The organism is Amycolatopsis acidicola, assembly GCF_007713735.2.
GTDB lineage: Bacteria > Actinomycetota > Actinomycetes > Mycobacteriales > Pseudonocardiaceae > Amycolatopsis_E > Amycolatopsis_E acidicola.
Genome location: NZ_VMNW02000009.1, coordinates 105920 through 129649, shown reverse-complemented (window position 1 = coordinate 129649; position 23730 = coordinate 105920). Strand labels below are relative to the sequence as shown.

Sequence of the window (23730 nt, the reverse complement as noted above, 5' to 3'; positions counted from 1 at the left end):
GTCCGTCCTGTCCAACAAAGTATCCTCTTTTACGGGTGCGGTCGACCCTGGACGACGAGGAGCGGATACCGATGCGGCTGGAGTCCACGCCGGAACTCGAAGCGTTCCGGCGGAAGGTGCGGGCGTTCGTCGCCGAGCACGCGCCCGGGGTCAAGGAGCACGCCGGGGTCCGTGCGCCCGAGTCCGGGCTGATGCCCGCGATCCGCGAGTGGACCGCGAAACTGTACGAGGCGGGCTTTCTCGGCATCGACTGGCCGGCTGAGTACGGCGGCAGGCCCGGCGCGCATCCGCTGGAACCCTTCGTGGTGGCCGAGGAAATCGCCCGCGCCCGCACGTGGTCGCCGATCGGGGCGGGCTCGCTGGCGTCGGCCGCGCTCATCGAGTTCGGCACCCAAGAGCAGCGCGCGCGGTTCCTGCCGCGCATCCGCGGCTGCGAGGACGTGTGGTGTCAGCTGTTCAGTGAGCCGGACGCCGGCAGCGACCTCGCCGCCCTGCGCACCAGGGCCCGCCGCGAGGGCGATGTGTTCATTGTGGACGGTCAGAAGGTCTGGACTACCAACGGGCAGCACGCCGACCGCGGCTATCTGCTGGCGCGCACGGACCCGGATGCCCCCAAGCACAAGGGGATCACCGCTTTCGCGCTCGACATGCGCGCCGAGGGAGTGCGCGTGCGGCCGCTGCGGGAGATCACCGGCACCACCGACTTCAACGAGGTCTTCCTCGACGGGGTCCGGATTCCGGCGGCCGACGTCCTCGGCGACGTGAACGGCGGCTGGCGCGTGGCGATGAGCAGCCTCGGCCGTGAGCGCTCGGGTGTCGCCGCACGCGGGGTGGAGCTGTTCGCGATGCTCGACGGCCTGCTCGAACTGGCCGAGGAAGCGTCCGTCGGCGGGGCGCCCGCGCTCGAGGATTCCGCCACGCGCCAACGTATCGGCGAGCTGGCGACGCGCGCGCACGTGAACGCCGCGATGGTGGCGATGGCGCAGTCCCGGCTGCTGCACCACACCGAGCAGCCCGGCGACGGCCCGCTGGGCAAGATCTTCTTCAGCGAGGTGAACCACGACCTCGCCGAGTACGGCGTGCGCCTGCAGGGCACCGAAGGCCTGCTCACGGAGGCCGATCCGGGCGCCGTGGCCGGGGGCTGGTGGCAGGACGCGCACCTGTACTCCCGCGCCTACACGATCGCCGGCGGCGCCAACGAGGTGCTCCGGAACCAGATCGCGGAGCGGGCGCTCGGCCTGCCGCGCTGAACTCCTTGCCTGCCATGGTCGCGCTGTGCTAAGCAGGTGACCAACAGATTTCAAGCGAGTGCTCAGCATTCGTTCCACGCACCGGCACTCCGCCGTTTGGACGAGCTCCACCCGATCAAGGAGGACCGAGTGACCGTCTTGAATCCGGCCGCGTCCCGGTACGCCGGGACGCGCGTGCCGCGGGTCGAGGACCCCCGCCTGCTCACCGGGCACGGGTCCTTTGTGGACGATGTCGTCCGGCCGGGAATGCTGCACGCGGCGTTCGTCCGCAGCCCGCTCGCCCGCGCCCGCATCACGGCGGTGGACGCGACCGAAGCACTCGCGCTCGACGGCGTGCACGCGGTGTTCTTCGCCGAGGACCTCAACCCGGATGTGCGGGAACAGTGGTACACGCTGATCGGCCGCGACGTGCCGGACAATCCGCGCCCGCCGCTGGCCGAGGGCGAGGTGAAGTTCGCGGGCGACCCGGTGGCGATGGTCGTCGCGACGGACCGTTACCTCGCCGAGGACGCGGCGGAGCTGGTGGTCGTCGACTACGACCCGCTGCCGCCGGTGGTGGACTACGCGACCGCCGTGCAGTCCGGGGAATCCGTCCACTCCGGATGGCCGGACAACGTCGCGGGAGAGCTGAACGGCCGCCCGCCGGAGGACCTGGCCGAGGTGTTCGACCAGGCGGCGCACGTCGTCGAAACGACGATCCGCCAGCAGGCCTGCGCCCCGGTCCCGATGGAGACGCGCGGGCTGGTGGTGGAGTGGTCGGCGCCGGAGGGCGAGCTGACGGTCTGGGCGTCCACCCAGTCGCCGCACGAGGTGCGGCTGTTCTGCTCGCGCCTGCTCGGGCTGCCGGAACACAGCGTGCGCGTGATCATGCGCGACACCGGGGGCGGCTTCGGGCAGAAGGTCGTCCCGATGCGCGAGGACATGTGCGTGCTGCTGGCGGCGCGGAAGCTGCCCGCCGCGGTGAAGTGGATCGAGGACCGCCGCGAGAACCTGCTGTCGGCGGGCCAGTCGCGCCACGGGCACGGCGACGTGCGGCTGGCGTTCGACGAAACCGGCGCGATCCTGGCCGCGCACATCGGGTACGTGGAGGACGTCGGCGCGTATCCGACGCCGTGGCCGGTGCAGAACGCCGCCGCGGTCGGCATGCTCTTCCCCGGCCCGTACCGGGTTCCGCAGGCGTCGTTCACCTGCAAGACGGTCTTCTCGAACACCACCGGCCGCTCCGCGTACCGCGGGCCGTGGCAGTTCGAGTCGGTCACGCGGGAGCTGCTGCTGGACCGGGCGGCGCGGCGGCTGGGGGTCGACGCGATCGAGCTGCGGCGGCGGAACCTGTTGCGGCAGGACGAAATGCCGTACTTCAACCCGAACGGCATGCCCTACTCCGACGTGACCCCGCTGGAGACCTTCGAGCACGCGCTGAAGCTCCTGGACTACGACAAGTTCCGCCGGGAGCAGGCGCAGGCGCGCGAGGCGGGCCGCTACCTCGGCGTCGGCACCTGCACCTACATCGAGCCAACGGCCGCCGGGCTGGGCCTGCATTCCACCGAGGGCGCGACGATCCGGATCGAGCCCTCCGGCAAGATCAACGTGTACGTTTCCGGCGGCTCCACCGGAAACAGCCTGGAGACCACGACGGTCCAGCTGACCGCCGACGCGCTCGGCGCCGACATCGCCGACGTGCACACGATCCAGGGCGACACCGCGATCACCCCGTTCGGCGGCGGCACGGGTGGCAGCCGGTCCGGGTCGATGATCGCCGGGGCGGTGGAGGAGACGGCTTCGGCGCTGCGGGAGCGGATCATCGCCATCGCGGCGCACCGGATGGAGGTCGCGCCCGAGGACATCGAGCTCGAACGCAGCCGCGCCCGCGTGCGGGGCGTGCCCTCGGAAGGGCTGCCGCTGGCGGAAATCGCGGCGATGGCGTACTTCCAGGTCGACGCGCTGCCGCCCGGCGTGCCCGCCGGGCTCGAAGCCAGCGCCCGCTACCGCGCGCGGGTGCCGATCGTCTGGGCGAACGCCACCCACGTGTGCGTCTGCGAGGTGGACATCGTGACCGGCGAGGTGAAGATCCGGCGGCACATCGTGAGCGAGGACTGCGGCCCGATGATCAACCCGGACGTCGTCGAAGGCCAGATCGCCGGCGGCACGGTGCAGGGGATCGGCGGCGCGCTCTACGAGCACCTCGCCTACGACGAGGACGGCAACCCGGTCGCGACCACGTTCATGGACTACCTGCTGCCCACCACCACCGAAGTGCCGGAAATCGAGTATGGCCACGTGGAAACGCCGAGCGGTGGACCCGGCGGTTACAAGGGCGTGGGCGAAGGCGGGGCGATCGGCGCGACGCCGGCCGTGCTCAACGCGGTGGCCGACGCGCTGACGCCGTTCGGGGTCGAGATCACCGACCTGCCGCTGTCCCCGGCCGCGATCGTCGCGCTGATCGAGAAGGGGGAAGCGTGAAACCGGCGGCCTTCGAATACCACGCGCCCGGCACGGTCGAGGAGTCCGTGCACCTGCTCGCCGAACTGGGCGACGAAGCGAAGCTGATCGCGGGCGGGCAGAGCCTGATGCCGATGCTTTCCCTTCGCCTGGCCGTTTTCGAGCATCTCGTGGACCTGCGCCGGGTGACCGGGCTGCGGGGCATCGAGCGGCGGGACGGCGTGGTGTGGGTCGGCGCGGCGACCACGCAGGCGAAGATCGAGCGCTCGGCGGAGCTCGCGGAGACCGTCCCGCTGCTGGCCAGGGCGACGCCGCTGATCGGGCATTTCCAGATCCGCAACCGCGGCACCCTGGGCGGTTCGCTCGCGCACGCCGACGCCGCCGCGGAGTACCCGGCGGTCGCCCTCACCCTGGACGCCGAGTTCGAGGCGGTGTCGCCGCGAGGCTCCCGCACGATTCGGGCGGCCGAGTTCTTCACCGGCCTGTGGAGCACCGCCCTCGACGAGGACGAGGTGCTCACCGGCATCACTTTCCCTGTGCGCACGGCAAGATCCGGGTTCGCGATCGAGGAGCTCGCCCGGCGCCACGGCGATTTCGCGATCGCCGGAGCCACGATCGCCGTCGAGCTGGACGACGTGGACCGCGTGGCCCGGTGCGCGATCGGGCTGTTCGGGCTGGGCCCTTCGGCGTGGCGCGCGCACGCCCTGGAGGAAGCGTTGACGGGCCGGGCCGCCGCGGACATCGTCGCCGCCGATGTTGGGCGGGATGCGGTGGCGCCCTTGGACTCCGTGCCTTCGGATCTGCACGGGCCCGCCGCGTACCGCACCCGCGTCGGCGCCGCGATGGTCGCCCGCGCCTGGCAGCGAGCAGTCGAGGAGGCGCGGCATGGCTGAGGTCGAGATCGAGCTGAAGGTGAACGGCGTGCCGCGCCGCGACATCGTGGAGCCCAGGCTGACGCTCGCCGATTATCTGCGCGGGAGGTGCGGGCTCACCGGCACGCATCTCGGTTGTGAGCACGGGGTCTGTGGGGCCTGCACGGTGCTGCTGGACGGCGACGCCGTGCGGGCGTGCCTGGTCTTCGCCGCGCAGGCCGACGGCGCCGAGGTCACCACCGTCGAGGGCCTCGCCACGGCCGACGGCGAGCTTTCCCCTGTGCAGGAAGCGTTTCGCGCGCACCACGGGCTGCAGTGCGGGTTCTGCACCCCGGGATTCGTCGTGTCGGCCACGGCGTTGCTGCGCGACAACCCCGAACCGACCGATGCCCGGATCCGCGAAGCACTGAGCGGGAACCTCTGCCGGTGCACCGGGTACCAGGGGATCCTCAAGGCCGTCCGCGCGGCGGCGCGGTCCGAACAGGAATGAGGTAGGCAATGGCTGGACGTGTTGCGGGCAAGGTCGCTTTCATCACGGGCGCGGCGCGCGGGCAGGGCCGCAGCCACGCGGTACGGCTCGCGCAGGAGGGTGCCGACATCATCGGCATCGACGTGTGCAAACAGCTCGACGACGTCCCGTTCCCGCTCTCGACCCCGGAGGACCTCGCCGAGACGGTGTCCCTCGTGGAGAAGGAGGGGCGGCGCATGCTCGCCACGCAGGCGGACGTGCGGGACTTCGACGCGATGAAGGCTGCGGTCGACAGCGGCGTCGAAGAGCTGGGGCGCCTCGACATCATCGTCGCCAACGCCGGCATCGGCACCGACGGCAGCACGCTGGCCGAGATGACCGAGAAGATCTGGCGCGACATGATCGACGTCAACCTGATGGGCGTGTGGCTCACCGCGAAGGCGGGCATCCCGCACATCGTCGAAGGCGGGCGTGGCGGGTCGATCGTGCTGACCAGTTCGGTGGGCGGGCTCAAGGCTTATCCGCACACCGGGCACTACGTCGCGGCCAAGCACGGGGTGGTCGGCGTGATGCGGACGCTGGCCGTCGAGCTGGCGCAGCACAGCATCCGGGTCAACACGGTGCACCCGACGCAGGTCAACACGCCGATGGTGATGAACGACGCGACGTTCAAGATGTTCCGGCCCGATCTGGAGAACCCGACGAAGGAGGACTTCGCCCCGCTGTCGCAGCTGGCGCACATGCTGCCGGTGCCGTGGGTCGAGCCGGAGGACATCAGCAACGCCGTCCTGTTCCTCGCCTCGGACGAGGCCCGTTACATCACCGGGCTGACCATGCCGGTCGATGCGGGGAGCATGCTGAAGTAGGTCGTTGCGTTGGGGTTGCGTTGGGTGAGCGGGTTGCGTTGCGGCAGCAACGGACGCGCGCGGGCGCGCTGTGTGCACCCCACCACCGCCCCGATCTGTGAGTGTTCGCGATCTTGCCGCCGCGTCAAGGCGGGAAAGATGCCTTGACCCAGCGTCAAGATCGCAAGGGACGGCTGGGGATCGGGGCGGTGGAGGGGTGTGGTCGGTGGGTGTTCCCGGGTTTCGTTGCCGGGTGCCGGTTTGGTGCGTGGTGGGGCGGCCATCCCTAGGATGAGGTCGGGGTCAGCTCACTGATCAGCCACGTGCCGGCGACCTTCGTCATGGTGACGCGGGCCGTGCTCGACGTGGCGCGCGGGTCCGGCTGGGCCTTGCTCGACGTCCGCTGGTCGATGAACACCACGACGACCACCGTCCCGGCGTCCGCGCTCACCGCCGCCGCGCGGCTCACGATCGCGACCGAAGACGTGCCCTCCTGCTTCACCGCGGGCGCGATCGCCTGCTGCGCGAAGGGAACGTAGTACTCGGCGAAGGTGCCTGCGGTGTCCTGCCGCGCCCGGTCGATGTCACTGTCGATCGTGTCCGCCTTGTACGACAGCACTTCCGCCACCTTCAGCCGCGCCTGCGCCACCGCGTCGAACCGTGCGCTCGTGATCGCCTCCGCGCGCCGCTGCGCGAAGAACAACACCGTCGCGCCTGCCACGGCGACGAGCGTCAGCACCGTCAGCAGGGCGAACCCGACCCGCCGCTTCCGGACCGAAACCCGTGTGGCACGGCGGAAAAAGGCCGCAGGCGCACGCCGGACCCAGCGCCACAACCGTGCGGGCAGCACAAGGAGTTTCTTCATGCGATCACGTCATTCGACTGGACGAGCCACTGCGCACCCTGCCGCACCAGACCGATCGCGACCCGGTAGTACCGTGTCTGCGGCGTCTTCAGCTCGGTGTTGGTGATCTGCACGGTGATCGACATCAGCACCGTGGCGGTGTTGGCGTCGTCCTTCTCCACCCCGGCCGCCGTGATCGTGGCATTGGACTTCACCTTGCCCTGGCTCAGGATCGACCCGAGCCCCTGGCTGCTGTCGAGCAGCCCCTGCCGGTATGAGCCCGTCGTCGCGCCGGCGATCTTCGACGACTGCTGCGGGAAAGTCTCGTAGTCCAGCGAGTACGAAAGCTGCGCCACGTCCTTGGCAGCGGCCAGGATCGCGTCCCGCCGATCGCCTGCCGAGCGGTACTCCTGGACCGGCCGCAGCAGGATCCCGCCGGTGACCAGCGCGGCCGTGAGGACCAGCAGGAGCACGAGCATCCCGATGAGCCACCGTTTCGGCGAGGGCGGCGGCTTCTCCTCGACCTCGGCGGGCGCCTCTTCGGTGACCGTCATGGTGGTCTCCTCTCCGTCGGTCACAGCGGCTCGAAGGCGGCGAGCAGCCACCGGCCGTCCACCCGCGCCACGGTGACCTTGGCGACGCGGCTGTCGACCCGCGGCGCGGACAGGTTCTTCCCGGTGGTGGTCTGGTTGAGGAACGCCAGCACGACCACCCGGTCGGGCTGGGCGTCGGCGACCCCGGCGGCCTGCACCACCGTGTGCGTGCTCGCTTCCTGCGCGACGACCGCGGGCTTGAGCGTGCCGGCCAGTCCGTTCTGCGCCCAGTAGTCGCCGGTCGTGACCGACTGGGCGCGCGCGAGGTCCGCGTCGATCGTCTTGTAGTCGTAGTCGAGCAGCTTCGGCGTGAGGTCCAGCGCCGCGGCCACCGCGTCCTTGCCCGCCTGCTCCGACCTCGTCGTGTCCAGTGTGGACAACGTCAGCACGGTCACCGCTCCGGCACCGGCGAGCGCGAGCACCACCGCGAACGCGGCGAGGACGATCCGCGGTTTTCCCTTCGGCAGGGCGCGATCCCCTCTGGTGACCACCGCCCGCGGGAACCCGGCGAACGCCATGGCGCCACCCCTTCCTCGTCAGAGTCCGTTGTTTCCGCCGAACTGCATGTAGATCAGCGTGATGACGGTGTTCACGACGAACAGGATCGTCACCACCAGCACCACGGTTTCGTTCACCGCCTCGCCGACGCCCTTCGCGCCCGCGCCGACCGTCAGCCCCCGGTAACAGCCCACCAGCCCGGCCGCCAGCCCGAAGACGACCACCTTCACCACGCCGACGACCACGTCGGAAAGCCCCACCAGCAACGGAAGATTGGCCACGAACTGCCCCGGGCTCGCGCCCTGCACCACGACCGAGAAGAAGTACCCGGTGCTGATGCCCACGACGCACACCAGCGCGTTGAGCCCCAGCGCCACCACCGTCGCCGCCAGCACCCGCGGCACCACGAGCCGGTGGATCGGGTCGACGCCGAGCACCTCCATCGCGTCGATCTCCTCCCGGATCTTCCGCGAGGCCAGATCGGCGCAGATCGCCGTGGACCCCGCGCCGGCCAGCACGAGCACGCTGGCCATCGACCCGATCTCGCGGATCACGGCCAGCGCGGTGCCCGCGCCGGAGAGATCGATCGCGCCGATCTGGGCCAGCAGCTGGTTCACGAAGAAGATCGTGACCCCGAGGAACGGCACGGCGAGGAAGATGCACGGCAGGATCGTGACCCTGGCCAGGAACACCGTCTGCTCCAGGAACTCGGTGACCTGGAAGGGCCGCCGGAAGATCGCGCGCAGCGTGTCCAGGCACAGGGCGGTGAACCCGCCGATCATCCGGACCACCGCGGCGGGCTTGAACGCGACCATCCCCGTGCTCACGCGACGAACTGCAGATCGGAGACGAGCCACGAACCGCCGGAGTTCTCCAGGCTCATCAGCACCCGGTAGACCGCCGGATACCCTTGTGGCGAATCGGAGTTCGCGATCACCGCGTTCGCCGAGACGAGCACCGTGGCGCGGTCGTCGGCGGCGTTCTGGATCGCCGACGCGCCGATCGTGGCCTGCGCCCTGACCTGTCCATTGTGGACGACCTGGGTGAACTGGTCGGCGTTCCGCGCGAACTCCTGCCGCCACCCGCCCGTCGCGCCGCGCAGCACGCGGTCCAGCGAAGCCTGCACGGTGGCGGGGTCGAGGCTCAGCAACGCGAGCACCTCTTCCCGCGCCGCCACCGTGATCGCGGCGTCGCGCTGCTGGTGGTCGTGCTGCGCGCGGACGTACCACAGCACACCGCCCGCGGCGGCCAGCGCCACGATGAGCACGACCGACACCAGGAACGTCCACACCAGACCGCGGCCGTGGCGCACGCTCCACTTGCGGGGCCGGGGCGAAGGCCGCCACGAGTCCGGGCGCTCCTTCTTTTTCGCCACCCCGGGTTCGTCGTCGAGCGTGGTTTCTTCGACGGTCACTCGGCTCTCCTCCTCACGATCCGGTCGGCGTCAGCAGCGGGGCGAGCAGGAACTGCGCCGCCCCGGACACGGGGCTGCCATCGGCCAGGCCGACCTCGGGCAACGGCAGCGCGGCCCCGTTGAGATAGGTCTTGCCGTCGGTGGCGAACAGCCCGTTCGGTCCCTCGTGCGAGGTGTTGCCCGCCCCGTTGACCGCCCCGGGCTCGGGCGCCGGATCCTCGGTGGTGAAATCGTCCTTGCCGATGAACGCCTCGTTTTCCGCGCGTGTCTTCGGATTCCGCGCGGCCACCTCGAGCATGTGCCGCACCGCGGCGTCGGTGGCGGCCTTGGCGTCGGCCGGGCTCTGGAAGTTCCACCCGCACTGCGCCGCCGTCGCGCCCGTGCTGCCAGTGCCCGCCGGACTGCCCTCCGGGCAGGGCGCGTTGCGGAAGCCGCGGACCTCGATGTCCGAGCTCTTCGGTTCCTTGCAGTAGGCGTCGGTCGGCGGCGGGCGCGAGTTGGACAGGTCCGTCGGCGCGATGCGGTCCGGGTCGTAGCCGGTGGTGCACGGCGGCGGCTGGTTGAAGGTCAGCTTGAACCCCATCGCCGAATAGGGCGGCGGGTTGCGGCCGGAGTCCTGGATGCCCCAGCCGGTCGTACTGGTCAGATTGGACGCGGCGGCCGGGAACACCACGAGCACGTGGTTGAGGTTGGGCAGATACGCGCGCAGCACCTGACCGGTCGAGGACAGGTCGGTGAGCAGCTGCGGCAGCGTGGGCCGGATCTGGTTGAGCAGCGAGTCGAGCGCGTCGGCCATCGGCCCGGTCTTGTCGATAGCGCCCCGGATGTCGGAGTCCGAGGAGCGCAGCGTGTCCGTCACGGCCGCCAGATCCCCGGTGAACCCGCGCACCTGTGGACCGATCTCGTGCTGTGTCGCGAGAACGGGCACCAGGTCCCGGACGAGCTTGACCGTGGGATCGAGGTTGGCGTCCGCCAGCTGCTGCAGTTGCGCGGCCGAGCTCAGGAACTGCTGGAGGTACGGGCCGGTGCCGTCGAAAGCGTGGTACAGCTCGTCGACGGTCCCGTTCAGCTTGTCCAGTGGGAGCGTCGAAGCGAGCTGGGTCACCGAGGACAGCATGTCCCCGGCCGGCGCGGGGAAACTCACCTGATCGGCCGGGATCACCTGCCCGTCCCGCAACGCCGGCGCGGCCGTGGCGCCGGGCTCGAAGTTCACGTACTGCTCGCCGATCGCCGAGGTGCTGCGGATGGACACGGCCGCGTTCCCGGGTACCGTGATGCCGTCGTCGATGCCCAGCACCACGCGCACCCCGGTCCGGCTCAGGTCCAGGCGGTCCACCTTGCCGATCTCCACCCCGCGCAGAGTGACCAGCGCGTTCTCGTACAGGCTCCCGGTGCGGGGCAGGTCGAGGGTCACGGAGTACGTGCCGATGCCGAGCATCCGGGGGACCTGGACGTACCGCACGCACACGAAAGCCACGCCGAGCACGGTCACGATGACGAAGGCGATCAGCTGGCCGCGCACCATCCTGCCGAGCATCAGTGACCTCCGGGCACGAGGACGTCGAGCAGCCCGCCGAGCAGCCCGCCATCCGGCCGGGGAGCGGGCGTCGGCGCCGCCGGAACGGGGCCGGGCTGCCCGAGCGGCAGCGGGATCACCTGCGCCAGGCCCGCGGTCAGCGGGTTCGACTGGACGAGCGCGCCGGCCAGCGACGAGCCGCCGAGCAGCGGCACCCCGGCGAGGGTGAACCCGCGCAACAGGTTGTCGCTCAACGTTTTCGCGTCCAGGTCGATGGTGATGTAGAGGTTGCCGTAGTCGCCGTTGACCACCGCCGGGAACGACGTGTTGGAAGCGAACGGGAAGGTGGGCAGGATCCCCATCGACTCGGTGAGGTCCTTGCCCGAGTCGGCCAGTTCGCCCAGGACCGGTTGCAGCGACTGGAGATTCGCGTGCAGGTCGGCACTGCTCTGGTTGATCACCCTCGTCGCGACGTCACCGAACGCGGACACCGAGTTCAGCGTCTGGACGAGGCTCGCCCGCTGCCGTTCGAGCGCGGCCAGCCCCGGCGGGATCGTGCGCAGTGCGTTGTCGATCACCTGGGTCTGCCGGCTCAGCGTGGCGGTGAGCCGGTCCAGGTTCTGCAGCGCGGTGACGATGTCTCCCTTGCGGGCGTTGAGTTCGGACACCAGCGAATCGACGTTGTGCAGCAGATCCCTCGCGTCGCCCTCGTGCCCGCCGAGCGCGTCGTTCAGCTCGGCGGTGATCGTCTGCAGCTGCGAAAGCCCGCCCTGGTTCAGCAACGCGGACAGCGCGGCCAGCAGCTGTTCGGTCTCCGGGTACTGGCCGGTGCGGTTGAGCGGGATGTCGTCCCCGGCGCGCAGCGTGCCGACGGGCTGCCCTTGCCGTGGCGGGGAAAGTTCGAGGTATTCCGCGCCCAGCAGGCTTTTCTGCGCCACCCTGGCTTCGGCGTTCGCGGGCAGGATGACCGAGGTGCCGAGGCTCACGGTGAGCTTCGCGGTCCAGTTGTCGAAATCGACCCCGGTGACCGTGCCGACGGTGATGTCGCCGACCTTCACCTCCGCGTTGGGCACCAGGTTGCCCAGATCCGCCAGGTGCACGGTGATCTGGTAGCTGTCGTCGCCGGTGCCCGCGCGGAAGGGCAGCGGGAGCGAGTTGAGCACGCCGCCGTCGCAGCCCGTCAGCAGCAGCGCCGCGGTGAGGACGGCGGCGACCAGGCGCGCGGTCCGCTTCATCGTCCGCCACCCCCGTCGGTCCGGGGCGACGTCTGCAGCGGGTCGACCACGAGCGGGACGTTGTTCATCTTCAGCACCTGCACGAACGGCGCGATCGCGGCTTCGCAGGTGGCGTTGGTGTTGTCGTTGTGCCCGCCCGCGGCGAAGATCAGCGAGCAGATGAACGTCGCGGGGTCGCCGAAGTTGGTGATGGCGAAGGCGCCGGCCATCAGGCTGCCGGTCGGGTCGTAGGAGTTGGCGAAGTTCGAGACGCCGAGCGGGGCGCGCTGCAGGAAGTCGGCCAGCGCCTGCCGGTTCCCGGCGATCTGCCGGGCGATCCCGGCGAGCCCGTCGACATCGCCGCTGAGCGCGTTCTGGTTGTCCTGCACGAAGGTCCGCACGAGCCCGGCCACCTGGTCGAGCGTGCGCAGCACGGTGGCCAGCTGGTCGCGGTTGTCCGCCAGCACCGAGGAGACGTTCGCCAGCTGCTGGCTGAACGCCTGCACCGCCGCGTCGTTCTGGGCCAGGCTGGTCACCATCGACTGCACGTTGCGCACGGTGCCGAAGAGATCCTGGCCGCCCGCGGCGAGCGTGCTCATCGCGGCCGACGCGCTGGCGATCGTGTCGTGTACCTGGTCGCCCTGACCGGCGAGGTTCGCCTGCGCCGAGTCGACCACGCGGCCCAGCGCGCCCGTGACCTGGCCCGGCTGCGGGCCGAGCTGGGTGGCCAGCCGCGTCATCTGCTGCACGGTGCTGTCCCATTCGACCGGGGTCACCGTGCGGGACAAGGGAATCGTCGCGTCGGCGGGCAGCGCGGGCCCGCCGGTGTAGACGGGCGTGAGCTGCACGAAGCGGCTGCTGACGAGCGTGGGGGAGACGACGGCGGCGGTCGCGTCGGCGGGCACCTGCAGCTTGGAGTCGTAGTGCAGGGTCACCTTCACCCCGTCCTGCCGCGGGGTGATCGAATCGATCTTGCCGACGTCCACGCCGAGAATCCGCACCGGGTCACCGGCGTAGAGCCCCGGCGTTTCGGAAAAGTAGGCGGTGACGGTCTTTTCGGCCGGCTTCACGGTCAGCAGCGTCGCGGCGGTCGCGGCGGCCAGCGTCAGGATCACCGCGATCACCAGGACCGGGTAGCTCACCAGTTTCCTCACGGTCCCACCGCTTTCAGCACGTCCGGGAGCAGCGGCACGATGTTCGTCGGCGGCAGGTCCGGGATGAACCCGTAGAACCAGGGCCCGCCGCCGACCGACTCGCCCAGCGAGCCGGCGTAGATGTTCAGCCCCTGCAACACGGACCCGAACAGCTGGTTGTCGGAGTTCAGCAGGTCGACGACGCCGCGGAGCTGGTCCAGCGCGGGCCGCAGCTGCTGCTGGTTGTCGTGCACCAGCCCGCTCAGCTGGTCGAGCATCGTGGTGGTGCTGCTCAGCACCTGCGCGATCACGTCCTTGCGCTGGTTGAGCTCGCCCAGCAGCAGGTTCCCGTCGTCGAACAGCTGGGACAGCTCGCGGTTGCGCTGCGCGAGCACCCCGGTCACGGTGTTCGCGCGGCTCAGCAGATCCCGCAGTCCCTGGTCCTCTTCGGACACTGTCCCCGCGAGCCGGTTCACGCCGTCGAGCGCGTTCCGCAGATCCTGCGGGGTGTCGCGCAGCGTCGTCGCGACCGTGTCCAGTGCCGTGGCGAGCTTCCCGGTGTCGAGCTGTTGCGTGCGCTGGGTGAGCTGGCCGAGGACCCCGGCGAGGTCGTACGGGGAACTGGTGCGGCTCAACGGGATTTCGGCGCCCGACGCGAGCTGCCCGGTGCCGGACGGCAGCACGGCGAGGAACTTCACGCCGAGCGGGGTGGCGGTCTTGATCGCCGCGCCGGTCTGCTCGCCGAGATTTCCCGGTCCCTGCACGGAAAACTTGACCCGCACGTGGCCGCCCTCCAGCTCCACGCTGTCCACTTCGCCGACCGCCAGGCCGCCGATGCGGACCTCCGCGCCCGACGCGAGCCCGGCCGCCTCGGTGAACACGGCCGAATAGGACGCGCTCGTGAGCGAGCGGTAGATGGTGCCGGACGTCAGCGCCAGCACGAGGAGCACGACCACGAGCAGCAGGCCTGCCACCCCGACCTTGCGCGGGTCCAGCTCGCGGAACCTCTTCTTCATGATCAGCATCGCTGCACGTTCCCGCTGTTGATGAACGGAGTGGTGATCTTCCCGGCCGGGGTCGTGAGCCGCAGCTGCACGCCGCAGACGTAGAACTGGAAGGCGCTCTGGTTCGCGCCGATCCGCCCGAGCGAGACGTAGTACCCGGGCAGCCGCCGGATCAGGTTGTCCAGCGCGGCCTGATCGCTGGTGATCACCTGGGAGAACCGGCTCAGCTGCGCCACGTTTCCCTGCAGGCCCGGGCGTTCCCTGGCGAGGAGGTCGCCGACGGTCGTGGTGAGGTCGTCGATCCCGGCCAGGTCGCCGCCGAGCTGTTCGCGGTCCTGTGCCAGCCCGCTGACGAGGGTCTGCAGGTTGACGATCGTGTCGTCGAGCTCCGGGGCCCGCTGCACCAGCGTTTCCAGCACCGTGTTCAGCTGGTCCACCACGCCGCTGATCAGCGTGCGGCGGTCCGCGAGCGTGGTGGTGACCGAGCCGAGATCGGACAGCAGGGAATCGACCGCGCTGCCCTGTCCCTGCAGGACGGCGATCAGCGAGCTGGACAGCCGGTTGACCTGATCCGGTTGCAGGCCCTGGAAAAGCGGGGTGAACCCGTTGTACAGCGCGTCGAGGTCGAGCGCGGGCCGCGTCTGCGTCTTGGGGATCTTCCCGCCGGCGGGGAGCGGCGCGCCCGGGCCGGGACCGAGCTGCAGGTAGCGGTCGCCGACCAGGTTCTTGTAGCGGATCACCGCGGTGCTGCCGGTGGTGAGCGGGATCTTCGTGCCGACGGAGAAGGTGACCAGGATCGTGTTGTCCGGCAGGCGGTCGGTGGATTCGACCCGGCCCACGTCCACCCCGGCGGCGCGCACCTCGCTCGCGGTCTTCATCCCGGAGATGTCGTCGAACACGGCTTCGTAGGTGTTGGTCGCCTCGAAGCGGAACCCGCCGAACACCACCACCAGCGCGCCCGTCATCACCACCGTCGCGGTGACGAAGGCGAGGACCTTGACCAGCAGCCCGGCGCGCTTCATCGGCCGGTCCCCACGAAGGGCACGATCCCGGGGCCCAGCATCTCGCGCGCGAGGTCGAGCGGATCCACGACTTGTGTTGTCTGGCGGTAGAAATCGGGCGTCGTGGTGCCGTCGGGGAACTCGTAGTGCTGCCCGTACGCCTGCAGCGTGGGATAGCACTTCGGGCCGCCGCCGGTCACCGTCTTCGGGTCGTCGATGCCCTTCTGGTAGCCCGGCTGGCCGGGCATGAACGTGATGATGCCGTGGATCCCGTTGTACTGGCCGCCGACGGCCTGCGCGCTGGCTTTGCGCAGGTTGTTGATGGTGGAGAAGGTGCACGGGAACTCGGGGGAGAAGTACGCGAGCAGCTGGGTGGTCGGGCGCATCGTGTCGAGCAGGTTCACCAGCTGCTGCCCCTGGTCGGCCAGCAGCGAGCGGCCGTCGTCGGAGACGCGGCCGAGGCTCAGCAGGAGCGCACTCAGCCCGGGTTCCTTGTCCTGGACGGTCTGGCTCAGCGTGGTGGTGTTGCCCGCGATCTTGAGGATGTCCGGCGCGACGTCGGCGTAGGTGTTCGTGACGCCGGGCAGTGCCTTGAGGTCCTGGTCGAGCGCGGGCAGGGTCGGGTTGAACCGGGTGAGGTAGGTGTTGAGGTTCGTGACGAACCGGCCCAGTTCGGCGCCTTTCCCTTGCAGTGCGGTCGCGATCGCGCCGAGCGTGGCGTCCAGTTTGGCCGGCTGCACGGTGGTCAGCAGGTTCATCAGGCTGTCGAACATCGAGTCGGTCTCGGTGGACACGCTCTCCGCCCGGATCGTTTCGCCTGCCGTGATCGCTTCGGCGCTCGGCGCGGACGGCGGTACGAGGTCGATGTACTTCGCGCCGAAGACCGTGGGCGCGATGATCCGGGCCGTCACGTTGTGCGGCACGGCGTCGGCGTATTCGCTGTCGATCGCGATCTCGATGCGCGCCTGTCCCTCCACGAGATCGACGCTCCGGGCCTCGCCGATCGTCATCCCGTGCAGGGTCACGTCGGCCTTGTCGTCGAGCAGCAGTCCGCTGCGGTCGGCGATCACTTCGGCCCGCACGACGGGGACGAAGGTCTCGTTGTAGCTGGCGTACACCAGGAAAATCGCGAGGCCGAGCACGCACACGCCGAGTAGCCCGAACAGCTTGTAGCGGAGCGGCCGCGCCTGGGGATTCACGCGGTCACCTCGAAATGTGCAGGGTGTCGGAGTTGCCGTACAGGATGAGGCTCATGCCCAGCGCCACGAACATCACGCCCACCAGGGAAAGGCGGACGGCGCGGCCGACCGCGTTGCCGACGCCCGCGGGACCGCCGGTCGCGGTGAACCCGTAGTAACAGTGCACTGAAATGATCACCAGCGCCATCACGAGCACGACGAGGAACGAGCTGACCACGTCGCTCGGCACCAGGAACGTGTCGAAGTAGTGCGAGTAGGTGCCGGGTGACTGTCCATAGAGGAGAGTCGTGGTGGCCTGGGTGAGCGTGTAGGACATGACGAGCGAGATGGCGTAGAGCGGGGTCACCGCGATCAGCCCGGCGATCACGCGGGTGGTGACGAGGTAGGGGATCGAGGGGATCGCCATCACCTCGAGCGCGTCGATCTCCTCGTTGATGCGCATGGCGCCCAGCTCGGCGGTGAACCCCGCGCCGACGGTGGCGACCAGCGCGATCCCGGCGACGAGCGGCGCGGCGATGCGGGTGTTGACGTAGGCGGAGACGAAGCCGAGGAGTGCGTCGATGCCGATGTTGGTGAGCTGGGCGTACCCCTGGATGGCGAGCTCGACGCCGGTGGTGCCGGTCAGGAACGCCACGATCATCGCGGTGCCGCCGATCATCGCGAGCGCGCCGCGGCCGAAGCTCACCGAGGCGAGCTGGCGCAGGATTTCCGAGCGGTAGCGCCGGATCGCGCGGAGGAACCAGCCGTAGGCGCTGCCGTAGAAGACGACCTGGTAGCCGATCGTGTCCAGGACCGACCCCAGTACGGAAAGGACGCGGCGCGCCCGGCCGGGGCTCACCGCCGCCACGGGCGCGGCCCTCTCGCGCCGGGGCGGGGGCCCGGCAGGACGGGGGAAGGGGGCATCGCCGGTCGCTCAGGCATCGTCGCCTCTTTCCGGTCGCCGTTGGCGCACAAGGAATCGCGGTGGTGGAGGTGGGGTGGCGCGCTTCGTGCTGTACTAATGCTTAGCATCCGGGGGAGGTGTGGTCAACGCCCCATGTGGACGGACGAGCGGGAAAAGAGTATACGGCTTCCCGGTCGGTGGCGACGATTCCGCTCGTGGGACCGGGAAGGTTCCGTGGCCGGCCGGGAATTGAGTGAATCTTTCGGGGTGGGACAGTCGCACGCGGACTGCCCGCGTGAGCTGAGCCCTTGTGCGAAAAGGGTTTTTGCGCTACGCGCGCTGGCGGGCGTGCGGTGGTAGCGGGCTGTGCTCGGGGCGGGAACGCGGAGCGTGAGGAGCCGCCGCGCGCGGAACGGGGCGGGTGCGGCCGAAAGTGTCGGCGTGGCCCGCATGCCCGCACGGTCTGCAACGCCCGCACGCCCGCACGCCCGCACGGCCGTTGCGAGCGTGCGGACTCGGCGGGGGTGCGCGCGTTGGTGAGTTGGCCGCCCGTGCTTGTGTGTTGGCCGCCCGTGTTGGTGGGTTGGCTGTGCGCGTTGGCGGGTTGGCCGCGCGTGTTGGTGTGTTGGCGGCGTGTGTTGGCGGGGCGGCTGTGCAGTGGCCGACCCACGTTGGCCGGTCGGCCGCGCGGTGGCCGTCCACTTCGGCGAGGTGGCGGGTCGGCCGCGCGCGTTGGCGAGTCGCGGAATCCTCAGAAGCGGACCGGGAGCGTGTCCCAGCCGCGGACCGTCGACGTGGGGGACAGGGTGGCGCCGGCCAGATCCACCTCCCACTCCGGGAAGCGGGCGAGGACCTCCTCGAGCGCGATCCGCCCTTCCAGCCGGGCCAGCGCCGAACCGAGACAGTAATGCGTACCGAGGCCGAATGTGAGGTGCTGGCGGGTTTCGCGATGGATGTCGAACCGGTCGCCGTCGGTGAACTGGCGGTCATCCCGGTTGGCGGAGCCGATGAGCATCATCATGATGCTGCCCGCGGGCACGACCTCCCCGTGGAACTCGACATCGCGCGTCATGTAGCGCGCCACGTGCGGCGCGGGCGGTTCGAAGCGCAGCAACTCCTCGACGGCCTGCGGGATCAGCGCCGGGTTCTCCACCAGCTCACGGCGCTGGCCCGGGTTGTCGGCGAGCACCTTGCCCGCCCAGCCGATCAGCCGCGTCGTGGTCTCGTTCCCCGCGCCCGCGACGACGTTGACGTACGTCAGCAGCTCTTCGCGGGTCAGCTTCCTGGTTGTGCCGGTCTCGTCCTCGAACTCGGCGTTGAGCAGCTCGCTCATGATGTCGTCGGACGGGTGCTCGGCCCGCCAGTCGATGTAGCGCGCGAAGATCTCCCCGGAGGCGAAGTCGCCTTCCTCGGAATAGCGGGCCATCGGTTTGCCCGCTTCGGTGCGCAGTTCCGCGTCCACCTGGTCGCGGATGGTTTCCTGATCCTCTTCCGGGATCCCCAGCAGCATGCTGATCACCCGCATCGGCATCTGCTTGCCGAGATCGGTGACGAAGTCGAACCCGCCGGCGCCGACGTGCGGGTCCAGCGCCCGCACGCAGAACCCGCGGATCGCCGGCTCCAGTTCGCGGATCTTCTTCGGCGTGAACATCCGGGACAGCAGGGTGCGGTGAATGGTGTGGATCGGCGGGTCCTCGAAGATCAGGACACCCGGCGGGATGGGGATGTCCGCCTTGATCAGTTCGAGGATCGCGCCCTTCCCGGAAATGAAGGTGTCACGCTCCGACAACCCCTTCCGGACGTCCTCGAACCGGCTCACCGCATGGAATCCGTGCTCCTCGTTGCGGTAAAGGGGCGCTTCTTCGCGCAGGCGGCGGAACATCGGGTACGGGTCGGCGTTGAGTTCGACATCGTACGGGTCGTAGTGGACTTCACTGGTCGTGGCGGTGACCGGCACGGCACGATCCCCTCTCACCGGAAGCAGCACTGCTCCGTCGGCATCGCGGGTATTTAAGTATACTGAATGGTGGCACCGGCCCCGGGAAAGTGTCAACGCCGCGTCCACAAAGGACCGGAAAATGAGACGGCGCCGCCGGTGAATTCTCGGATTCCGCTTCGGCGAAGGCGTATTCGCGCTACCCTTTTCCACGGTCACTTTTGGTTATGGGGGAGGAAACCGTGGAACGTGACGCCTGGCGCGGGGCGGTCTCGGGGCTGGTGAGCACGCTGCTGCGCAAGTTCGCCCGAAGTGACAGCCGGGCCGTGTCGGTCGCCGCGCTGGTGCTGGTCAACCTGCTTCCGGTCGCGGCCGTGGCGTGGCGGGGCTGGAGGTGGCAGGACGTACTGATCGTCTACTGGCTGGAAAACCTGGCGCTGAGCATCTGGGGCGTGCTCAAGATCCGCACGGCCCGCGGTCCACGCCGCGTCACGCGCTACACCCAAGGCGACGCGAGCAGAACCGTCTCCACGGGCCCGACCACCCCGTTCGGCCCGGGTTTTCCCAGCTCCTTCCGAATCCGCACCCCGGGCGGATCGAACCCGCGCCAGCAGGTGGCATCGGCCGGTTCGTTCTTCTTCCAGCAGGCCTTCACCACGGTCTTCACCGGGTTCTTCCTGTGGATGACCGGTGGTTTCTTCGCGGGAACGCCGAAACTCACGATCCTGACGGGAGCCGGTGTGCTGGCCGGTCTCCTGCTCGGGCAGGGCGTGGCCTATGTCTTCGACTGGTTCTGGCGGGAAGAGCGGTACCTGCTCGGGCCCGCGGACGTGTACGAGTACGGCATGGCGCGCACCGGGGTGCTGCTAGGGGGCGTCGCGCTCGGCCTCATCCTCACCTTCGCGCCGCTGAGCGTGGGGCTGCGGCCGGTCATGGATCAGCGCTGGAGCGTCGTCGTCCTCGTCGTCGCGAAGACCGCGCTGGAGATCCGTTCCCTGTTCACGTTGCGGGCCCGGCGCCGGAACTGGGCCGAGGAGGAGCAGCGCCGCGTGCGTGCCGCCGAATCCGGGACGGCGCCCGTCCGCGTGTTCAAACACAGCTTCGTCCTCGGTGACGCCCGGTTTCCGGGCAGCTTCGAAAACCTGGACCATTCCACGGGGCTCGGCGGCTTGGGGGAGTCTTTCCTGCTCGTGCGCACCGGAATCGAGCGGGGGACGATCACCGTGAGCGCCGCCGCTTTCGTGTCTCGGCCCGGTTTGGATACGCCGGAGGAGCGGGAACGGTTGCAGGAGTGGGAGGACGTGGCGGAATTCTCCCTCGCCGTGCCGGACGGGGAGCTGCGCGTCCGGGCGCACGGCGGGGGCGTGGACCTGCCCCGGTTGAGCGCGTCGGGCCCGGGGTGTTACCGGGTCCGCGTGCACGCCCGCGGCCGGGATGTCCGCCACCGGGATCTGCCGGAGTCGGAGGAAACCTACTCGGTGATCACGTGGCCCGAGGAGCCGTCGCCGCCGCTCGTCATCAAGGCCACGTCGCGATGCGGGATGGACGAGGTCCTCAGGCGGCGGCCCGCGGGGTAGCTTGTCCAGCCCGACGAGTCGGCCCGGGCAGGTTTGTGCGAACGGACGAACTTTTCGTCCCCGGCCGCCGCTACGTTGGCCCGATGGCGAAGCTGGACGAGATCGGCGACTGGCTCGGGAGCGAGTTCCCCCGGCTGGTCGAGCAGCGCGGGGTGCCCGCTGCCGCGATCGCGGTGTCCGCCGGTGACGAGGTGGCCGACGCGGCCGCGGGAGTGCTCAACGTGGCGACCGGCGTCGAGGCCACGCCGGACTCGGTGTTCCAGATCGGGTCCATCACGAAGGTCTGGACCACGTCGCTCGCGATGCAGCTCGCCACCGAGGGGCTGCTCGAGCTGGACGCGCCCGTCCGGCGATACGTGCCCGGGTTCCGGGTGGCGGACGCGGCGGCCACGGAAGCGATCACCGTGCGCCAGCTGATGTCCCACACCGCGGGCTTCGAGGGTGACCTGTTCACCGACACCGGCCGCGGCGACGACTGCGTCGAGAAGTACGTCGCGACGCTCGGCGAAACCGAGCAGCTGTTCCCGCCGGGAGAGATGTTCTCCTACAACAACGCCGCGTTCTGCGTCCTCGGCCGCGTCGTGGAAGTGTTGCGCGGCAAGCCTTACGACCAGTGCCTGCGCGACCACCTCGCCACCCCGCTCGGCCTGACGCACGTCGCGACCTGCGCCGACGAGGCCATTCTGCACCGCGCCGCGGTCGGGCATCTGGCGCCGGAAGCGCCGGAAGGCCGACCGCGGCCTGCCCCGGTGTGGTCGCTCACGAGATCGAACGCGCCCGCCGGCTCGGCGCTCGCGATGCGGCCCCGCGACCTGGTCGCCTTCGCGCGCATGCACCTGCGCGACGGCGTCGCGCCGGACGGCACCCGAATACTGTCCGCGGACGCGGTGAAAGCCATGCGGGAACAGCAAGTCGTGCTCCCGCCGCTCGGGCTGATGGGCACCGCGTGGGGGCTGGGCTGGGAGCTGTTCGACTGGCCGGGCGGCCCGGTGATCGGCCACGACGGCGGGACGATCGGGCAGTCCGCGTTCCTGCGCGTGGTGCCGGGCGCGGACGTGGTGATCGCCTTGCTCACCAACGGCGGTGACCCGATCGGCCTGCACGCGGACGTCTACGGGCACCTGCTGCGGGAGCTCGCCGGGGTCGAACTCCCACCGCTGCCCGTCCCGCCGTCCGATCCCGCGCCGGTGGACGGAAGCCGGTACGTCGGCACGTACGCCAGCGAGGTCGCGGAGCTGACCGTCTCCCAGGACGACGACGGGCGGATCTGGCTCGATCAACAGCCGAAAGGCCTGTTCGCGGAGCTGACCGAACCCGAACGGACCGAGCTGGTCCGCCTGGACGGCGACAGCCTCATCCCGCTCGCCCCCACCCAGGGAGTCCACCTGCCGCACGTGTTCGTCGGCGACGACGGCGACGGCCACGCGAAGTACGTCCATTCCGGACGAGCCACCCGGCGCGTCCGGTGAAGCCGGGAGGCAGAATGAAGTCCGCTCTGAAAACGGCCGCCGCCGCCGCGCTGGCGCTGACCCTCGCCGCCTGCGGGGGCGGTTCGGGGGCGAGCACGGTCGACGGCGGGACCTTCACGCTGGTCTCGGGTGGCGACCCGGGCAGCCTCGATCCGCATTTCACCGCGTTGAGCGTGACGATCCAGGCCGACCGGTTCCTCTACGACACGCTCGTCGCGATCGATGGCAGCGGGAACATGGAAGCCGGGCTCGCGGAGAAGTGGGAGGGCGACACCACCACCGCGAAGTACACGCTGCGCAAGGGAATCACGTGCTCCGACGGCACGCCGCTGACCGCGTCGCAGGTCGCCGACAACATCAACTTCGTCGGCGACGAGGAGAACGGCTCCGCCTCGCTCGGCCTCTACGTGATGCCCGGGGCGAAGGCCACCGGCGACGACGCGACCGGCACGGTGACCGTCACCAGCTCCACCCCGGACTCCTTCCTGGTGCGCGACGTCGGCGGGCTGTTCATCGTGTGCGGCAAGGGAATGAAGGACCGCAACCTGCTCAAGCAGGGCTCGGACGGCACCGGCATGTACACCGTGTCCGACGTCGTCGCCGGTGACCACTACACGCTCACCCGGCGCAAGGACTACGCGTGGGGCCCGGGCGACTGGAAGGCCGACACCCGCGGCCTGCCCGACACCGTGGTCATCAAGGTGGTCGGCAACGAGACCACCGCCGCGAACCTCCTGACCTCCAAGGAGGTCAACGCCGCCACCGTGGTCGGCCCCGACCAGCAGCGGCTCAAGGGCATGGGGCTGACCGAACGCGACATCGAGTCCCCACTCGGCGAGCTGTGGTTCAACCAGCGGGCGGGCGAACCGGGCGCGGACGCCGACGTGCGCAAGGCACTGACCCAGGCACTCGACCTCAACCAGCTCGGCCAGGTGCTCACCAGCGGCACCGGAAAACAGGCGAACAGCCTGCTCGCCCCGGGCCTCGGGCCGTGTGGCGGCAACACGATTTCCGGTCTGCTGCCCGCTTCCGACCCTGCCGCCGCGAAGTCCACATTGGATGCCGCGGGCTGGGTCGCCGGCGCGGACGGCGTGCGCGTCAAGGACGGCAAGAAGCTCGCGCTCACCTTCTACTACCCCTCGACCCTCGGCTCGACGATGCAGGCGGCAGCGGAACTGGTGCAGCAGCGGTGGTCCGCGATCGGCGCGCAGGTGACCGTCAAGGGCATGACCGACACCGAAAGCATGCAGGTCCTGACCCAGGGCAGCTGGGAGGCCGCGCTGGTCCCGGTCGGCGTCTTCCTGCCGACGCAACTCGTCCCGTTCTTCTCCGGCAGTGGCGGCAACAACTTCGCCGCGATCGACAACCCGGAGTACAACGCGGCGGTGCAGCAGGCGGGCGCGATCGCCGGGGCCGATGGCTGCGGCAAGTGGGCCGAAGGGGAGCAGGCGCTGGTCAAGAACCTCGACGTGGTGCCGTTCGTCAACGCGGTGCGCCCGACGTTCGTCCAGGGTGCCACGCTGGAAACGACGCAGGGCAGCATCGACCCCAGCACCATCCGGATGCTCGGCTGA

21 protein-coding genes are annotated in these 23730 nt (G+C 69.9%); 8 read left to right on the top strand and 13 right to left on the bottom strand.

The window, feature by feature from the left end; all coding sequences use genetic code 11:
- Positions 1-35: 35 nt before the first annotated feature.
- The 5 genes from FPZ12_RS09190 (at position 36) to FPZ12_RS09170 (ending at position 5896) form a co-directional block, all read left to right on the top strand.
- Positions 36-1250, top strand: coding sequence for an acyl-CoA dehydrogenase family protein (locus tag FPZ12_RS09190; RefSeq protein ID WP_243769756.1), 1215 nt, complete (start codon positions 36-38; stop codon positions 1248-1250).
- 129 nt (positions 1251-1379) lie between these two features.
- Positions 1380-3710 (top strand): xanthine dehydrogenase family protein molybdopterin-binding subunit, encoded by a 2331-nt coding sequence (locus FPZ12_RS09185; RefSeq protein WP_144756908.1) that lies wholly within the window; start codon positions 1380-1382, stop codon positions 3708-3710.
- The gene (locus tag FPZ12_RS09180; RefSeq protein WP_144756906.1) at positions 3707-4582 is read left to right on the top strand and encodes an FAD binding domain-containing protein; all 876 of its coding nucleotides are present in this window, start codon (positions 3707-3709) and stop codon (positions 4580-4582) included. Before FPZ12_RS09185 ends, FPZ12_RS09180 begins: the two co-directional genes overlap by 4 nt.
- A complete protein-coding gene (locus FPZ12_RS09175) occupies positions 4575-5051 on the top strand; it encodes a (2Fe-2S)-binding protein (RefSeq protein WP_144756904.1) in 477 nt (158 codons plus the stop codon). The genes FPZ12_RS09180 and FPZ12_RS09175 overlap by 8 nt, the downstream gene beginning before the upstream one ends.
- An 8-nt stretch (positions 5052-5059) precedes the next feature.
- Positions 5060-5896 (top strand): mycofactocin-coupled SDR family oxidoreductase, encoded by an 837-nt coding sequence (locus FPZ12_RS09170; protein WP_144756902.1) that lies wholly within the window; start codon positions 5060-5062, stop codon positions 5894-5896.
- A 265-nt stretch (positions 5897-6161) separates the two neighbouring features.
- Here the strand turns inward: FPZ12_RS09170 and FPZ12_RS09165 are convergent, their stop codons facing one another.
- From FPZ12_RS09165 to FPZ12_RS09105, 13 genes are all read right to left on the bottom strand, one after another.
- Positions 6162-6740: a twin-arginine translocation pathway signal gene (locus tag FPZ12_RS09165; RefSeq protein ID WP_144760577.1), complete on the bottom strand. Its 579-nt coding sequence runs from the start codon at positions 6738-6740 to the stop codon at positions 6162-6164.
- A complete protein-coding gene (locus FPZ12_RS09160; protein ID WP_144760580.1) occupies positions 6737-7273 on the bottom strand; it encodes a hypothetical protein in 537 nt (178 codons plus the stop codon). The genes FPZ12_RS09165 and FPZ12_RS09160 overlap by 4 nt, the downstream gene beginning before the upstream one ends.
- Before the next feature lie 20 nt (positions 7274-7293).
- Positions 7294-7830, bottom strand: a complete 537-nt coding sequence (locus tag FPZ12_RS09155) for a hypothetical protein (RefSeq protein ID WP_144760583.1) — start codon at positions 7828-7830, stop codon at positions 7294-7296.
- 18 nt (positions 7831-7848) lie between these two features.
- Positions 7849-8637: an MlaE family ABC transporter permease gene (locus FPZ12_RS09150; RefSeq protein WP_243769755.1), complete on the bottom strand. Its 789-nt coding sequence runs from the start codon at positions 8635-8637 to the stop codon at positions 7849-7851.
- A complete protein-coding gene (locus FPZ12_RS09145) occupies positions 8634-9224 on the bottom strand; it encodes a hypothetical protein (RefSeq protein WP_144760586.1) in 591 nt (196 codons plus the stop codon). The genes FPZ12_RS09150 and FPZ12_RS09145 overlap by 4 nt, the downstream gene beginning before the upstream one ends.
- A 13-nt stretch (positions 9225-9237) precedes the next feature.
- Positions 9238-10761, bottom strand: a complete 1524-nt coding sequence (locus FPZ12_RS09140) for an MCE family protein (RefSeq protein WP_144760589.1) — start codon at positions 10759-10761, stop codon at positions 9238-9240.
- Positions 10761-11975 carry an MCE family protein gene (locus FPZ12_RS09135; protein ID WP_144760592.1) on the bottom strand — a complete coding sequence of 405 codons (1215 nt, stop codon included), beginning with the start codon at positions 11973-11975 and terminating at the stop codon, positions 10761-10763. Before FPZ12_RS09135 ends, FPZ12_RS09140 begins: the two co-directional genes overlap by 1 nt.
- Positions 11972-13096: an MCE family protein gene (locus FPZ12_RS09130; RefSeq protein WP_166462650.1), complete on the bottom strand. Its 1125-nt coding sequence runs from the start codon at positions 13094-13096 to the stop codon at positions 11972-11974. Before FPZ12_RS09130 ends, FPZ12_RS09135 begins: the two co-directional genes overlap by 4 nt.
- Positions 13097-13104: 8 nt before the next feature.
- Entirely contained in the window at positions 13105-14112 is a 1008-nt protein-coding gene (locus FPZ12_RS09125; protein WP_144760598.1) for an MCE family protein, read from the bottom strand.
- A complete protein-coding gene (locus FPZ12_RS09120) occupies positions 14106-15113 on the bottom strand; it encodes an MCE family protein (RefSeq protein ID WP_144760601.1) in 1008 nt (335 codons plus the stop codon). Before FPZ12_RS09120 ends, FPZ12_RS09125 begins: the two co-directional genes overlap by 7 nt.
- The gene (locus FPZ12_RS09115; protein WP_144760605.1) at positions 15110-16291 is read right to left on the bottom strand and encodes an MCE family protein; all 1182 of its coding nucleotides are present in this window, start codon (positions 16289-16291) and stop codon (positions 15110-15112) included. Before FPZ12_RS09115 ends, FPZ12_RS09120 begins: the two co-directional genes overlap by 4 nt.
- Before the next feature lie 4 nt (positions 16292-16295).
- Positions 16296-17138, bottom strand: a complete 843-nt coding sequence (locus FPZ12_RS09110; protein WP_243769754.1) for an ABC transporter permease — start codon at positions 17136-17138, stop codon at positions 16296-16298.
- Positions 17139-17925: 787 nt separating this feature from the next.
- Positions 17926-19131 carry a cytochrome P450 gene (locus FPZ12_RS09105; protein WP_144762564.1) on the bottom strand — a complete coding sequence of 402 codons (1206 nt, stop codon included), beginning with the start codon at positions 19129-19131 and terminating at the stop codon, positions 17926-17928.
- Between the two features lie 221 nt (positions 19132-19352).
- On the opposite strand from FPZ12_RS09105, the gene FPZ12_RS09100 reads away from it, so the two are divergent.
- The 3 genes from FPZ12_RS09100 (at position 19353) to FPZ12_RS09090 (ending at position 23730) form a co-directional block, all read left to right on the top strand.
- Complete coding sequence (locus FPZ12_RS09100; protein WP_144762567.1) at positions 19353-20687, top strand: DUF6498-containing protein; 1335 nt, start codon at positions 19353-19355, stop codon at positions 20685-20687.
- An 83-nt stretch (positions 20688-20770) separates the two neighbouring features.
- The gene (locus tag FPZ12_RS09095) at positions 20771-22156 is read left to right on the top strand and encodes a serine hydrolase domain-containing protein (RefSeq protein ID WP_150980234.1); all 1386 of its coding nucleotides are present in this window, start codon (positions 20771-20773) and stop codon (positions 22154-22156) included.
- 14 nt (positions 22157-22170) lie between these two features.
- On the top strand, positions 22171-23730 hold the full coding sequence (locus FPZ12_RS09090; RefSeq protein ID WP_144750518.1) for an ABC transporter substrate-binding protein: 1560 nt from the start codon (positions 22171-22173) through the stop codon (positions 23728-23730).